The sequence below is a fragment of the Mesorhizobium sp. M0862 genome, assembly GCF_040319795.1.
Taxonomy (GTDB): Bacteria; Pseudomonadota; Alphaproteobacteria; order Rhizobiales; family Rhizobiaceae; genus Mesorhizobium.
The window spans coordinates 129,475-144,651 of sequence record NZ_JAMYOJ010000017.1; the positions used below are offsets into that span (position 1 = coordinate 129,475).

The following is a 15,177-nucleotide window of genomic DNA, read 5'->3' on the forward strand; positions in this document are numbered from 1 at the left end:
CGCAGCACGATCACGAGAGGCAGTATGACGCGAACAATGACAGCCAAAGCCCCCGATCTCGAAATACCCGATCCCAAGACGCTGGCCGACGAAGTCTTGCTGGCTCTCAAATACCGGGTCGGCAAAGGCACCTCCGTTGCCACGCAATATGATTGGCTGACAGCCTCGATCAAGGTCGTGCGCGACCGCATCGTCGATCATTGGATGCAGGCGACGCAGGAGGCCTACGCCCAGCAGGAAAAGCGCGTCTATTACCTGTCGCTCGAATTCCTCATCGGCCGGCTGATGCGCGATGCCTTCTCCAATCTCGGCCTGATGGACAATATGCGAGAAGCGCTCAAGTCGCTGGGCGTCGACCTCGACCTCATCGCCGGGCTCGAACCGGATGCAGCGCTCGGCAATGGCGGTCTCGGCCGGCTCGCCGCCTGCTTCATGGAAAGCATGGCGACCGTCGACATTCCCGCGCATGGCTACGGCATTCGCTACGCCAACGGCATGTTCCGCCAGGAGATCCATGACGGCTGGCAGGTCGAACTGCCCGAAACCTGGCTCGACCACGGCAACCCCTGGGAGTTCGAGCGCCGCGAACGCGCCTTCGAAGTCGGCTTCGGCGGCTCGGTGGAATCGATCACCTCCAAGGATGGCCGGCTCGAACGTCACGTCTGGAAGCCGACCGAGCATGTCCAGGCCGTCGCCTACGACACCCCGGTGGTTGGCTGGCGGGCCAACCGCGTCAACACGCTGCGGCTTTGGTCCGGCATGCCGGTCGATCCGATCCTGCTCGACAAGTTCAACGCCGGCGACCACATCGGCGCGCTGGCCGAAAGCAACAAGGCCGATGCCTTGTCGCGCGTGCTTTACCCCGCCGATTCCCACAAGGCCGGCCAGGAACTGCGGCTGCGGCAGGAATATTTCTTCTCCACCGCATCGCTGCAGGACATCGTCCAGCGCCATCTCAGCCAGTATGGCGATCTCGCCTCGCTGCCCGACAAGGCGGCGATCCATCTCAATGACACCCATCCGGCGATCGCCGTGCCAGAGCTGATGCGCCTGCTGATGGACGTCCATGGCATGGATTTCGACCAGGCCTGGGACATCACCAAGCGCACCTTCGGCTACACCAACCACACGCTGCTGCCAGAAGCGCTGGAAAGCTGGCCGGTGCCGCTGTTCGAACGGCTTTTGCCGCGCCACATGCAGATCGTCTACGCCATCAATGCTCAGGTGCTGCTTGAGGCCCGCGCCACCAACCAGTTTTCCAATGAGCAGATCAGCCGCATCTCGCTGATCCAGGAAAATGGCGACCGCCGCGTGCGCATGGGTAACCTGGCCTTTGTCGGCTCGCACTCGATCAATGGCGTGTCGGCGTTGCACACCGAACTGATGAAGGAGACGGTGTTTGCCGATCTCCACAAGCTCTATCCCGATCGCATCAACAACAAGACCAACGGCATCACGCCACGGCGCTGGCTGATCCAGTGCAATCCGGGCCTCACCGCGCTCACCCGCGCGGCGATCGGGGACCGTTTCCTCGACGACATCGACGCCATCAAGGGGCTCGAAGCCTTTGCCGGCGACGCCGCCTTCCGCGACAAGTTCGCCGCCGTCAAGCGCTCCAACAAGGTCAAGCTCGCCAATCTGGTCGCAGACCGGCTCGGCATCAAGCTCGACCCGTCGGCGCTGTTCGACATTCAGGTCAAGCGCATCCACGAATACAAGCGCCAGCTGCTCAACATCCTGGAAGCTATCGCGCTCTACGACCAGATCCGCTCGCATCCCGAGCTGGACTGGATGCCACGCGTCAAATTTTTCGGCGGCAAAGCGGCGCCCAGCTACCACAATGCCAAGCTGATCATCAAACTGGCCAACGACGTCGCCAAGGTCATCAACAGCGACCCGTCGGTGCGCGGGCTGCTGAAAGTGGTGTTCGTGCCGAACTACAATGTCAGCCTGGCCGAGGTGATGATGCCGGCCGCCGACCTGTCCGAGCAGATTTCGACTGCTGGCATGGAGGCGTCGGGCACCGGCAACATGAAGTTCGCGCTGAACGGCGCCTTGACCATCGGCACGCTCGACGGCGCCAATGTCGAGATCAAGGAATGCGTCGGCGACGACAACATCTTCATCTTCGGCCTGAGCACGGCGGAAGTCGCCGAGCGGCGCAGCAATGGCTACAACCCGCGCGCCGTGATCGAGGGCTCCCCTGAATTGGCGCAGGCTGTTGCCGCAGTATCGTCGGGCGTGTTCTCGCCCGACCAGCCGGATCGCTACCGCGAGCTGGTCGACGGTCTCTACAACAGCGACTGGTTCATGGTGGCGGCGGATTTCGACGCCTATGCCGCCGCCCAGCGCGATGTCGACGCCGTCTGGCGCAACAGCCCCGATTGGTACGCGCGCGCTATCCGCAACGTTGCCCGCGTCGGCTGGTTCTCTTCCGATCGCACGATCCGCCAATATGCGAAAGAAATCTGGAACGTGCCCGCCTGATATGATTGCATGAGGCCACGAGCAACGGGTCTTGTGCACAAGAACTGGTTCCCAGGGAGGGACACCGCCTGATGAAGAAACCGCGCGCGACCGCGACGACGAGCGGGTCGGACGGGCTGGCGTCAGCCGGCGATGTCGCCGCAATTGTTGCAGGCACGCATGGCGATCCTTTTGCAATCCTGGGCGTGCATGATGCCGGCAAGAGCCTGGTTGCCCGCTGCTTCGTCCCCAATGCCGAGTTCGTCACCGCATACACGCTGGCCGGCAAGAACGCCGGCGAACTCACGCGGCGCGACGACGCCGGTTTCTTCGAAGGCAGACTGTCGATCAAGAAGCGTCAGCCGCTGCGCTATCACGCCAAAAATGCCGGCGGCGACTGGTGGCTGACCGATTCCTATTCCTTCGGCCCGGTGCTCGGCCCGATGGACGACTACTATATCGCGCAAGGGTCGCACCTCAGGCTGTTCGACAAGCTCGGCGCCCATCTCCTCGACCATGAAGGCGCGTCGGGCGTCCATTTCGCCGTCTGGGCGCCCAATGCAAGGCGCGTCTCCGTGGTCGGCGACTTCAACGAATGGGACGGCCGCCGCCATACGATGCGCGACCGCCGCGACACCGGCATCTGGGAACTGTTCATTCCCGATATCGGCGCCGGCCACCCCTATAAATACGAGATCATTGCCCCCGACGGCGTGCGCCTGCCGCTCAAGGCCGATCCGTTCGCCTTCAAGTCTGAATTACGCCCGGCCACAGCATCGGTGACGGCGGTGCCCCCGGCGCATGAATGGGGGGACGAAGCGCATCGCGCTTACTGGCGAAAGGCCGATCCGCGGCGGGAAGCCATATCGATCTACGAGGTCCATGCCGGTTCGTGGCAGCAGCACGATGATGGCAGCTTCCTGTCATGGGACGAACTCGCCAACCAGCTCATCCCCTATGCTGTCGAGACTGGCTTCACCCACATCGAGTTCCTGCCGATCTCCGAACATCCCTATGACCCGTCATGGGGTTATCAGACAACCGGACTTTATGCCCCCTCGGCGCGCTTCGGCGACCCCGACGGCTTCGCCCGTTTCGTCGACGGTGCGCACCGCGCCGGCGTCGGCGTCATCCTCGACTGGGTGCCGGCGCATTTCCCGGTCGACGCGCATGGCCTCGCCAATTTCGACGGCACCGCACTCTACGAGCATGCCGATCCGCGCAAGGGTTTTCATCCCGACTGGAACACCGCGATCTATAATTTCGGCCGCCGCGAGGTGGTGTCGTTCCTCGTCAACAACGCGCTGTTCTGGGCCGAGAAATACCATGTCGACGGTTTGCGGGTCGATGCGGTGGCCTCGATGCTCTACCTCGATTATTCGCGCAAGGCCGGCGAATGGATCCCCAACGAGAAGGGCGGCCGCGAAAACCTCGAAGCGGTGTCCTTCCTGCAGAAGATGAACAAGGAGGTCTACGGCCACCATCCCGGCGTGATGACCATCGCCGAGGAATCGACCTCATGGCCGAAGGTCTCGGCGCCGGTGCATGAAGGCGGGCTGGGCTTCGGCTTCAAATGGAACATGGGCTTCATGCACGACACGCTGGAGTATTTCGCCAAGGAGCCGATCTTCCGCAAGCACCACCACAACGACCTGACGTTCGGATTGACCTACGCTTTCTCCGAGAATTTCGTGCTGCCGCTGTCCCATGACGAGGTCGTGCACGGCAAGGGCACGCTGCTCGGCAAGATGGCCGGCGACGACTGGCAGAAGTTCGCGACTTTGCGCGCCTTTTACGCCTTCATGTGGGGGTATCCCGGCAAGAAGCTGTTGTTCATGGGCCAGGAATTCGCCCAGCGCCGCGAGTGGAGCGAGGCGCGCGCGCTCGACTGGAACCTGCTCGACTTCCACCCGCATCGCGGCGTCTGGCAGACGGTGCGCGACCTCAACTATCTCTATCGCTCGCGCCCAGCGCTGCATGCACGCGACTGCGAGCCGGACGGCTTCTCCTGGCTGATCGTCGACGACAAGGAAAATTCGGTCTTCGCCTGGCTGCGCAGCGCGCCCGGCGGCAACCCGATCGCCGTCATTTCCAACTTCACGCCAGTGCCGCGCGACAATTATCGCGTGCCATTGCCCAAGGTCGGCAAATGGCGCGAAATCATCAACACCGACGCTTCGGACTACGGTGGTTCGGGCAAGGGCAATGGCGGTGTGGTCGAAGCCAGGGCGGAAGGAGGAGGCATTTCGGCAACGATGCTTTTGCCGCCGCTGTCGACGATCATGCTTGAACTCGTTGCGGACTAGGTCCGTCAACTCGTTTCGGATTAGGTCCGTCGACTCGTTGCGGACCGGGCGATGCTCCAGACTGGTAATTTGGGAGGGTAAAAAATGGCAGACTTGAAGAGAACCCAGCCGCTGGCGCGCGATGCCATGGCCTATGTGCTGGCCGGCGGCCGCGGCAGCCGGCTCAAGGAATTGACCGACCGCCGCGCCAAGCCGGCTGTCTATTTCGGCGGCAAGACGCGCATCATCGATTTCGCGCTGTCCAATGCGCTGAATTCCGGCATTCGCCGCCTCGGTGTCGCCACCCAGTACAAGGCGCATTCGCTGATCCGCCACCTGCAGCGCGGCTGGAACTTCCTGCGCCCGGAGCGAAACGAAAGCTTCGACATCCTCCCGGCCTCCCAGCGTGTCTCGGAAACCCAGTGGTATGAAGGCACCGCCGACGCCGTCTACCAGAACATCGACATCATCGAGGCCTATGGGCCGGAATACATGGTCATCCTGGCCGGCGACCATATCTACAAGATGGACTACGAGTTGATGCTGCGCCAGCACGTCGATGCCAATGCCGACGTCACCGTCGGTTGCCTCGAAGTGCCGCGCATGGAAGCGACCGGCTTCGGTGTCATGCATGTCGACGGCAAGGACAACATCATCGCCTTCGTCGAAAAGCCCGCCGACCCGCCCGGCATTCCCGACAAGCCGGAATTCGCGCTGGCCTCCATGGGCATCTATGTCTTCAAGACCAAGTTCCTGATGGAACAGCTGCGCCGCGATGCGGCCGAGCCAGGCTCCAGCCGCGACTTCGGCAAGGACATCATCCCCTACATCGTCCAGCACGGTAAGGCGATCGCGCATCGCTTCGCCAAATCCTGCGTGCGCTCGACGGCCGAGAACGAGGCCTATTGGCGCGATGTCGGCACGGTCGACGCCTACTGGGAAGCCAATATCGACCTGACCGACATTACCCCCGAACTCGACCTCTACGACCGTGACTGGCCGATCTGGACCTATGCCGAATTGAAGCCGCCGGCAAAGTTCGTGCATGACGAGGATGGCCGGCGCGGTTCGGCCGTGTCCTCGCTGGTCTCAGGCGATTGCATCGTCTCGGGTGCTTCGCTGAAGCGCAGCCTGATCTTCACCGGCGCGCGCATCAACTCCTATTCGACGCTGGAAGAGGTCGTCATGCTGCCCGACGTTCATGTCGGCCGGAACGCAAAGTTGAAGCGCGTCGTCATCGACCACGGTGTAAGGATACCGGAAGGGCTGGTGGTTGGCGAAGACCCTGTTCTCGACGCCAAGCGTTTCCGGGTTTCGGAAAAGGGCATCTGCCTGGTCACGCAGGACATGATCGACAAGCTGAAGCTGTAAGACGGGATACCATAGACGCATGCAGGTTCTGTCGGTCACGCCCGAAATATTCCCGCTGGTCAAGACCGGCGGACTTGCCGATGTGACCGGCGCATTGCCGATCGCGCTGGCCGCCAAGGGCGTGATCATGCGCACGCTCATCCCTGGCTTTCCCCAGGTGATGGACGCCTTCAAGAAAAAGAAAGCCGTCTACCAATATCCGCTGCTGCAGGGCGGCAAGGCTTCGGTCCATGCCGTCAAGATCGCCGGGCTCGACCTGTTCGTGCTCGACGCGCCGCATCTCTACGACCGTCCGGGCGGCCCCTACGGCAATGCGGCGGGCGCCGATTGGCCCGACAATTGGCGGCGTTTTGCTGCGCTGAGCCAGGTCGGCGGCGATATCGCCGGCGGCGCCATCTCCGGCTACCAGCCCGACCTGGTGCACGCCCATGACTGGCAGTCGGCGATGACGCTGGCTTACATGCGCTACGGCAAGGCGGTCGGCGTACCGTCGCTGATCACCGTTCACAACCTTGCCTTCCAGGGTCAGTTCGGCGCCGGCATTTTTGGCGAGCTCGGCTTGCCGGCCGCGGCGATGGCGCTCGACGGCGTCGAATATTATGGCGGCGTCGGCTTCCTCAAGGCCGGCCTGCAGGCGGCCTGGGCGATCACAACGGTGAGCCCCACCTATGCCCAGGAAATCCGCTCGCCGGAATTCGGCATGGGCCTCGACGGCCTCATCAACATGCGCTCTTCCGACCTCTACGGCATCGTCAACGGCATCGACACCGACATCTGGAACCCGGAGACCGACAAGCATCTGGTGTCGGCCTACTCCGCCGCGACGCTGAAGGCTCGCCTTCCCAACCGGGCGGTTGTCGAGGACCGCTTCAGCCTCGAGCGCGACGATAGTCCGATCGTCTGCGTCGTCAGCCGGCTGACCTGGCAGAAGGGCATGGACATACTGGCGGCTGTGGTCGACGGCGTCGTCGCCACCGGCGCGCGGCTGGCGATCCTTGGCTCAGGCGACGCCGGCCTGGAAGGCGCGCTGCTGGCTGCCACCGCCCGCCATCGCGGCCGTGTCGGCGTCGTCGTCGGCTATGACGAGGGGCTTTCCCACACCATGCAGGGCGGCTGCGACGCCATCGTCATCCCGTCGCGCTTCGAGCCTTGCGGGCTGACCCAGCTTTACGGCCTGCGCTATGGCTGCGTGCCGGTCGTCGCCCGCACCGGCGGCCTTGCCGACACCATCATCGACGCCAATGAAGCAGCGATCTCGGCCGGTGTCGCCACCGGCTTCCAGTTCGCGCCCAACAATGGCGGCGCCATGCTGCACGCCATCCGCCGGCTGGTCGATGCGCATTCGAGCCCGGCCGTCTGGGAACAGATCCAGCGCCAGGGCATGAAGGCCGATGTCTCCTGGGACAAGAGCGCCGACAAATACGTTGAACTCTACCGCCTGCTGCTTTCGAAAAGGGTTGCCTGAAGCATGATCCGGACCGTCGCCACCAAACCCTATCTCGACCAGAAACCCGGCACGTCCGGCCTGCGCAAGAAGGTGCCTGTCTTTCAGCAGGAGCACTATGCCGAGAACTTCATCCAGTCGATCTTCGACGCGCTGGAGGGCTTTGAGGGCAAGACGCTGGTGATCGGCGGCGACGGCCGCTTCTACAACCGCGAGGTCATCCAGAAGGCCATCGCCATGGCGGCGGCCAACGGCTTCGGCAAGGTGATGGTCGGGCAGGGCGGCATATTGTCGACGCCGGCGGCGTCGCATGTCATCCGCAAATACAAGACCTTCGGCGGCATCATCCTGTCGGCCAGTCACAATCCGGGCGGCCCGCACGAGGATTTCGGCATCAAGTACAATGCCGGCAATGGCGGCCCGGCGCCGGAAAAGCTGACCGACGCGATCTTCGAAAAGACCAAGACGATTTCGAGCTTCAAGACGGTTGACATCGACCAGATCGACATTGACAAGATCGGCACGGTGACCGCCGGCGGCATGGCGGTCGAGATTATCGACCCGGTCACCGACTATGCCGAATTGATGGAGAGCCTGTTCGACTTCGACGCCATCCGCGCCAATTTCAAATACGGCTTCCGCATGCGCTTCGACGCCATGCATGCGGTCACCGGCCCGTATGCCAAGGAAATCCTCGAGCGCCGGCTCGGCGCGGAGAATGGCACCTGCCGCAACTACAAGCCGCTGCCGGATTTCGGCGGCCATCACCCGGATCCGAACCTGGTCCACGCCAAGCATCTCTATGACGAGATGATGGGACCGGATGCGCCCGATTTCGGCGCCGCTTCCGACGGCGACGGCGACCGCAATCTCATCATCGGCAAGGGCATTTTCGTCACCCCGTCGGATTCGGTGGCCATGCTTGCCGCCAATGCGCAATTGGCGCCGGGCTACAAGGACGGCCTCAAAGGCATCGCCCGCTCGATGCCGACCAGCGGCGCTGCCGACCGCGTCGCCGAACAGCTCGGCATCGGCATCTACGAAACGCCGACCGGTTGGAAGTTCTTCGGCAATCTGCTCGATGCCGGCATGGCAACGATCTGCGGCGAGGAAAGCGCCGGCACCGGCTCGAACCATGTCCGTGAAAAGGACGGGCTGTGGGCGGTGCTGTTGTGGCTGAACATCCTGGCCGTGCGCGGCGAAAGCTGCAAGGACGTCGTCACCGAACATTGGGCGACCTACGGCCGCAATTACTATTCACGTCATGACTATGAGGAGGTCGAAACCGAGCGCGCCAACGCCCTGGTCGACGAGTTGCGCGCCAAGCTCGCTTCGCTGCCCGGCACCAGCGTGCGCGGCCTGAAGATCGCCAATGCCGACGACTTCGCCTATCACGATCCCGTCGACGGTTCGGTGAGCAAGAACCAGGGCATCCGCATCCTGTTCGAAGGCGGCTCGCGTGTCGTGTTTCGTTTGTCCGGCACCGGCACGTCGGGTGCTACGCTGCGCGTCTACATCGAGCGCTACGAGCCGGACAGAGCGCGGCATGATCTCGACACGCAAGAGGCGCTCGCTGACCTGATCGCGGCTGCCGATGAGATCGCCGGGATCAAGAGCCACACCGGGCGCAACAAGCCGAGCGTGATTACTTGAGGGTGGTGACGTCTTTACCCTCCCCCTTGTGGGGAGGGTCGATCCGCGCAGCGGATCGGGTTGGGGGTGCTCGTAAAGCGCTTTCCCCGCGCCGACCCCCACCCCGCTCACTTCGTTCGCGACCCTCCCCACAAGGGGGAGAGTGGAGGATGCGCCGATGACCCAGCTCGGCGCAACCGTCACTCCCGAAGGCATCCGCTTCGCCGCCTGGTCGTCATCCGCGCGGCGCCTGTGGGTGTCGATCTTCGACGACACCGGCGCCCGTGAAATCGACCGGCTCGAACTTCAGCCGGAAAGCGAGGGCGTCCATGCGCTGTTCGTCGCCGGCCTTGCCGCGGGTACGCGCTACGGCTTTCGCGCCGACGGCGAATATGCGCCGGAGCGCGGGCTGTGGTTCGATCCCGACAAGCTGCTCACTGATCCCTACGCCGTCGAGATAGACCGGCCCTACCAGCATCATTGGCGGCTTGCCGCCCGGCGCAACGAAGGCGCCGACACCGCGCCACTGATGCCGAAGACCATCGCGCGGGCTCAACCGAAGCCGCTGCCGGCCAAGCCGCCTTTGTTCCAGCCAGGCGGCCTGATCTACGAACTGAACGTCCGCTCCTTCACCAGGCTGCATCCGGACGTGCCCGAAGCGCAGCGCGGCACCATTGCAGCCCTTGCCCATCCGGCTATCGTCGAACATCTCAAGAAGATCGGCGTCTCCGCCGTTGAGCTGATGCCCGTGACGGCATGGGTCGATGAGCGCCATTTGCCGCCGCTGGGCCTCAGCAATGCCTGGGGCTACAACCCAGTCACCTTCATGGCGCTCGACCCGCGCCTGGCGCCCGGCGGCCTCGCCGAGTTGCGCGATACTGTGGGGGTGCTGCGCAGGGTTGGCATTGGCACCATCCTCGATCTCGTCTTCAATCATACCGGCGAAAGTGACCGGCTCGGGCCGACGCTGTCGCTGCGCGGCCTCGACAATCAAGCCTACTACCGCAGCGAGCCGGACGGCAGGTTGGCCAACGATACCGGCACCGGCAATACCATCGCCTGCGACCATCCGGTCGTTCGTGACATGGTACTCGACACGCTGCGCCATTTCGTCCGCCAAGCCGGCGTCGACGGTTTCCGCTTCGACCTGGCGCCGGTCCTCGGTCGCGTCGATGGCGCATTCGATCCGGCAGCCCCGTTGCTCGAAACCATCGCAACCGATCCCATCCTTGCCGACAGGGTGCTGATCGCCGAGCCCTGGGACATCGGCCCGAATGGCTATCAGCTCGGCAATTTCCGGCCGCCTTACCTCGAATGGAACGACCGCTACCGCGACGACGTCAGGCGCTTCTGGCGCGGCGATGCCGGCACGGTCGGTGCGCTGGCGACAAGGCTCGCCGGCTCCTCCGATGTGTTCGGCAGGGAGGGCCAATCCGCCAGCCGCACGGTCAACTTCATCGCCGCGCACGATGGCATGACGCTGGCCGATATCGTCGCTTATGAAGCCAAGCACAACCAAGCCAATGGCGAGAAGAACCGCGACGGCCACAATGAGAACCTGTCCTGGAACAACGGCGTCGAGGGCGAAACCTCGGACAAGGCGATTGCCGAGGCCCGTTCCCATGATCGCTTCGCGCTGCTCGCCACTCTGTTTGCCTCGCGCGGCACCATCATGCTGACGGCGGGCGATGAATTCGGCCGCACGCAAGGGGGCAACAACAACGCCTATGCGCAGGACAACGCCATCACCTGGCTCGACTGGGCCGGGCGCGACGTCGGGCTGGAAGCCCATGTGTCCGCGCTCGCAGCTCTGCGCGGCGCGGTGCCGGCGCTTTCCGATACGCGCTTCCTGACCGGAGAGCCGCCGCCCGGTTCTGAAACGCCCGACGTCGCCTGGCTGACCGAGACCGGCGCGCCGCTCGGCGAAGCCGACTGGAACGATGGCTCGCGCCATCGCCTCGTCATGCTGCTCGGCGATGGCGGGGAAGGCCGCCTGGCTGTGATCGTCAATGGCGATCGCCGCCAATGCGTCTTCACGCTGCCCGCGCGGCAAGGGTTTGAATGGCAGCCGGCTGTTGAAGCGCAAGCGGTCGACCTCGCGTGGCCGCTGCCCGGCCGCAGTGTCAGTTTCATGATCGAGCGCCGGACCGCAAAGGCCCGCGCCAGGAAGGGTCCGTGATGGCCGACGACAATGCCCAGCCGGGACCCGAACAGAGCGCCGACTGGTGGCGCGGCTGCGTCATCTACCAGATCTATCCTCGCTCCTTCCAGGACACCACCGGCGACGGCAGCGGCGACCTCTCAGGCATCACCTCACGGCTGGCGCACGTCGCCTCGCTCGGCGTCGACGCCGTCTGGCTGTCGCCCTTCTTCAAATCGCCAATGGCCGATATGGGCTACGACGTCTCCGACTATCAGGCGGTCGATCCGATGTTCGGCACGCTCGACGACTTTGACGCGCTGGTTGCCGAGGCGCACAGGCTCGGCCTGAAGGTGATCATCGATCAGGTGTTGTCGCACTCCTCCGACAAGCACGAATGGTTTGTAGAGAGCCGTGCCAGCAAGGATAATCCCAAGGCTGACTGGTATGTCTGGGCCGACACCAGGCCGGACGGCAACGCGCCCAACAACTGGCTGTCGGTCTTCGGCGGCCCGGCCTGGGAGTGGGACGCGACCCGCCGGCAATACTACATGCACAATTTCCTCGCCTCGCAGCCGGACCTCAACTTCCACAATCCTGAGGTTCAAGACGCGTTGTTGCAGACGGTGCGGTTCTGGCTCGAGCGCGGCGTCGACGGCTTCCGCCTGGATACGGTCAACTACTATGTCCACGACCGCTGGCTGCGCAGCAATCCGCCGCTGGCGTCGAGCGTCGCCGGCACCAACGGCGAAACCAACACCTATCTCTTCCAGGAGCATCTGTTCGACAAGACGCAACCGGAAAACCTCGGTTTCCTCAGGCGCTTCCGCGCTTTGCTCGACGAATATGACGGCCGCGCCAGTGTCGGCGAGGTCGGCGACGAAGGCCGTTCGCTGCAGACGCTGGCCGCCTACACATCCGGCGGCGACAAGCTCAACATGTGCTACACCTTCGACCTGCTCGGTCAGCAATTCTCAGCCGCCCATGTGCGCGGCTGCGTCGAGGCCTTCGAGGCAGCTGTCGCCGACGGCTGGGTCTGCTGGGCATTCTCCAACCACGATGTCGTGCGCCATGTCAGCCGCTGGACGCGGCCGGGCGGCGATCCAGATGCGGTGGCGACATTCGCTATCGCTTTGCTCTCCTGCCTGCGGGGCTCGATCTGTCTCTACCAAGGCGAAGAGCTTGGGCTGGAGGAGGCGGAACTGACCTTCGAGGATCTGCGCGATCCCGTCGGCATCCGTTTCTGGCCGGGGGTCAAAGGCAGGGACGGCTGCCGCACACCGATGGTCTGGGAGGCGGGCGCCGACAATGCCGGTTTTTCCTCGGGAAAACCCTGGCTGCCGGTGCCGGAAAGCCACCGCGCTCGGGCGGTCGATATCCAGAACGCCGACGACAAGTCCGTGCTCGCCGGCTACCGGACGATGCTCGCCTTGCGCAAGGCGCACCTGGCGCTGGTCAAGGGCCCGATCCGCTTTCTCGATACCGAGGGCGATGTCCTTGCCTTCATCCGGCAGGGCGAGGACGAGACATTGCTCTGCGTCTTCAATTTCGCCGACAAGCCGGCCGACTGGCCACTGCCGCCGGATCTCCAGCCTGTCGAGGCGATCGCTCTGGGTGGCGGTGCCGTCCTGCAGGAGGAGGGGCTGTCGCTGCAGGCCCTGGGCTGGTTTGTCGGCAAGGTAGGCTGATCTTTCAGGGACGCCGTCCGGCGTCAACAAAGATCGTGTCCGCATGCAACCATGCCGAGTGATCCGTGCAACGCCACCGGCGCCACGTTTTTCATTTTCGGGCTTCTTCGGTACTTTCGTCGAGCTTGGCCACGAACGGCATTCCTGAAATGTTTCCAGATGGTTGCGCTAATGACAACTGCTGAGGGCAAAACCCAAAGTTACAGGACAACCACAAGTTGCATCCAATTGGACCTTGTAATATAGATTAGCTATGGCTGGTTTAGGGTGAGGATGCTCACTTAGCGTCAAGCAAGACTCGGTTGAAATAATATTTCCGTCTGTCTAGTCTCCTGCCACCAGCTGCCGGAACGGGAACCGGCGGCGCGCTCGAAGGGGCCAGAAATCGGTTCCGGGGCGTCAACACTCGTAAGGCGCAGCCGATGGGCAGCGCCACAGGGAGAGACTTCATGCTGAAAAATATGCTGAAGGCGACGCTTGTCGCCGCGACCATGACCTTTGCCGCAGGCACGTTCCTGACGCCGGTCCTTGCCGAGACCGTCTATAACAGAGGCAGCGCCGCCGAAGCGGAGACGGTCGATCCGCACAAGACCTCGACCGTCTACGAAGCCGATATCATACGCGACCTGTTCCAGGGACTGGTCATGCACGATCAGAAGACGAACCTCATCCCGGGCGCCGCCGAAAGCTGGACGGTATCTGATGACGGCACCGTCTACACCTTCAAGCTGCGCAAGGACGGCTTGTGGTCGGATGGCAGCCCGGTGACGGCGGACGACTTCGTCTATTCCTTCCGTAGGCTGGAGGATCCGGCGACCGCCGCCGAATACGCTTCCATGCTCTATCCCGTGAAGAACGCCGAGGAAGTCAACACCAAGAAAGGCAAGCCCGAGGACATGGGCGTCAAGGCGATCGACGCCAACACCCTGGAAGTGACGCTGAAGGCGCCGACGCCATACTTCCTGGAGATGCTGACCCACCAGGCTACCTACCCGGTCAACAAGGCCTCGATCGACAAGCTCGGCGCCGACTGGATCAAGGCGGGCAATCTCGTTTCGAACGGCGCCTATACATTGGCCGAGTGGATTCCCAACGACCACATGAAGCTGGTCAAGAATCCGAAATTCTGGGATGCCGCGACCGTCAAGATGGACGTCGTCAACTACATCCCGACCGAAGACCGCTCTTCGGCGATGAAGCGCTTCGAGGCCGGCGAACTCGACAGCTACGGCGACCTGCCGACCGAACAGCTCGCTGACCTCAAGACCAAGTTCGGCGATCAGGTCCGCGTCGGACCGTATCTCGGCACCTATTATTACGCGATCAAGACCGACAAGGCGCCCTGGGACAATGTCGAGCTGCGCAACGCCATCTCGATGGCTATCGACCGCGACTTCCTGGCCGAAAAGGTCTGGCAGAATTCCATGCTGCCTGGCTATTCGATGGTGCCTCCGGGCATCGCCGGCTACACGCCGGCAATGGCCAAATACGCCGACATGCCGCAGATCGACCGCGAGGACGCCGCCAAGAAGATCCTTGAGAAACTCGGCTATACGCCCGAGCATCCGCTGAAGATGGAGATCCGCTACAACACCTCGGAAAACCACAAGAACACCGCGGTTGCCATCCAGGAACAGTTGAAGCCGCTTGGCGTCGAGATCACGCTGCTCAACACCGATACCAAGACCCACTATTCCTTCCTCGAGCAGAAGGGCAACTACGACGTGGCGCGTGCCGCCTGGATCGCCGACTACAAGGATCCCGAGACCTTCCTCGGCATCACCCGCAAGGCCAGCGGCAACAACTATTCGAACTACGTCAGCCCGGCATATGAGGCGGCCATGGACAAGGCCGCGGCTGCCGGCGGCAAGCCGGAAGAGCGCATGAAGGACCTCACTGAGGCCGAGCGCATCCTTGTCGATGACGTCGGCAACATTCCGCTTCTCTACTACAGCTTCCACGATATCGTCTCCTCGAAGCTGCATGGCTTCGATGACAATGTGATGGACATCCATCCGTCCCGCTTCGTCTCCAAGGACTGATAATCATCCTTGACTGGACCGCCCCCCCCCCATTTGGGGCGGGGGGCGGGGGGGTGAAAGCAACCCGGCGGAATTGGTGGTGGGTGTTTTGGCAGCCCCGGGGGGGTAT

At 63.2% G+C, this 15,177-nt stretch carries 7 protein-coding genes and 1 pseudogene; all 8 read left to right on the forward strand.

Going from position 1 to position 15,177, the window contains the following annotated elements; all coding sequences use genetic code 11:
- Positions 1–24: 24 nt before the first annotated feature.
- Positions 25–2,487, forward strand: a complete 2,463-nt coding sequence (locus tag NKI15_RS23570; protein ID WP_023708423.1) for a glycogen/starch/alpha-glucan phosphorylase — start codon at positions 25–27, stop codon at positions 2,485–2,487.
- A 71-nt stretch (positions 2,488–2,558) separates the two neighbouring features.
- A complete protein-coding gene (glgB, locus tag NKI15_RS23575) occupies positions 2,559–4,772 on the forward strand; it encodes a 1,4-alpha-glucan branching protein GlgB (RefSeq protein ID WP_023705470.1) in 2,214 nt (737 codons plus the stop codon).
- Between the two features lie 84 nt (positions 4,773–4,856).
- A complete protein-coding gene (gene glgC, locus NKI15_RS23580) occupies positions 4,857–6,122 on the forward strand; it encodes a glucose-1-phosphate adenylyltransferase (RefSeq protein WP_023670729.1) in 1,266 nt (421 codons plus the stop codon).
- A gap of 19 nt (positions 6,123–6,141) precedes the next feature.
- A complete protein-coding gene (gene glgA / locus NKI15_RS23585; protein WP_352887190.1) occupies positions 6,142–7,587 on the forward strand; it encodes a glycogen synthase GlgA in 1,446 nt (481 codons plus the stop codon).
- A 3-nt stretch (positions 7,588–7,590) separates the two neighbouring features.
- Positions 7,591–9,219, forward strand: a complete 1,629-nt coding sequence (locus tag NKI15_RS23590; protein WP_023708425.1) for an alpha-D-glucose phosphate-specific phosphoglucomutase — start codon at positions 7,591–7,593, stop codon at positions 9,217–9,219.
- A gap of 157 nt (positions 9,220–9,376) precedes the next feature.
- Positions 9,377–11,377: a glycogen debranching protein GlgX gene (glgX, locus tag NKI15_RS23595; RefSeq protein WP_352514501.1), complete on the forward strand. Its 2,001-nt coding sequence runs from the start codon at positions 9,377–9,379 to the stop codon at positions 11,375–11,377.
- Complete coding sequence (bglA, locus tag NKI15_RS23600; RefSeq protein ID WP_352520117.1) at positions 11,377–13,026, forward strand: beta-galactosidase BglA; 1,650 nt, start codon at positions 11,377–11,379, stop codon at positions 13,024–13,026. Before glgX ends, bglA begins: the two co-directional genes overlap by 1 nt.
- A 644-nt stretch (positions 13,027–13,670) precedes the next feature.
- A pseudogene (locus NKI15_RS23605) lies at positions 13,671–14,816 on the forward strand (peptide ABC transporter substrate-binding protein); the annotation flags it as partial.
- Positions 14,817–15,177: the final 361 nt, after the last annotated feature.

Coding starts and splice junctions, on each gene's coding strand:
- NKI15_RS23570 (WP_023708423.1), top strand. CDS start 25: ATGACGCGAACAATGACAGCCAAAGCCCCCGATCTCGAAATACCCGAT.
- glgB (WP_023705470.1), top strand. CDS start 2,559: ATGAAGAAACCGCGCGCGACCGCGACGACGAGCGGGTCGGACGGGCTG.
- glgC (WP_023670729.1), top strand. CDS start 4,857: ATGGCAGACTTGAAGAGAACCCAGCCGCTGGCGCGCGATGCCATGGCC.
- glgA (WP_352887190.1), top strand. CDS start 6,142: ATGCAGGTTCTGTCGGTCACGCCCGAAATATTCCCGCTGGTCAAGACC.
- NKI15_RS23590 (WP_023708425.1), top strand. CDS start 7,591: ATGATCCGGACCGTCGCCACCAAACCCTATCTCGACCAGAAACCCGGC.
- glgX (WP_352514501.1), top strand. CDS start 9,377: ATGACCCAGCTCGGCGCAACCGTCACTCCCGAAGGCATCCGCTTCGCC.
- bglA (WP_352520117.1), top strand. CDS start 11,377: ATGGCCGACGACAATGCCCAGCCGGGACCCGAACAGAGCGCCGACTGG.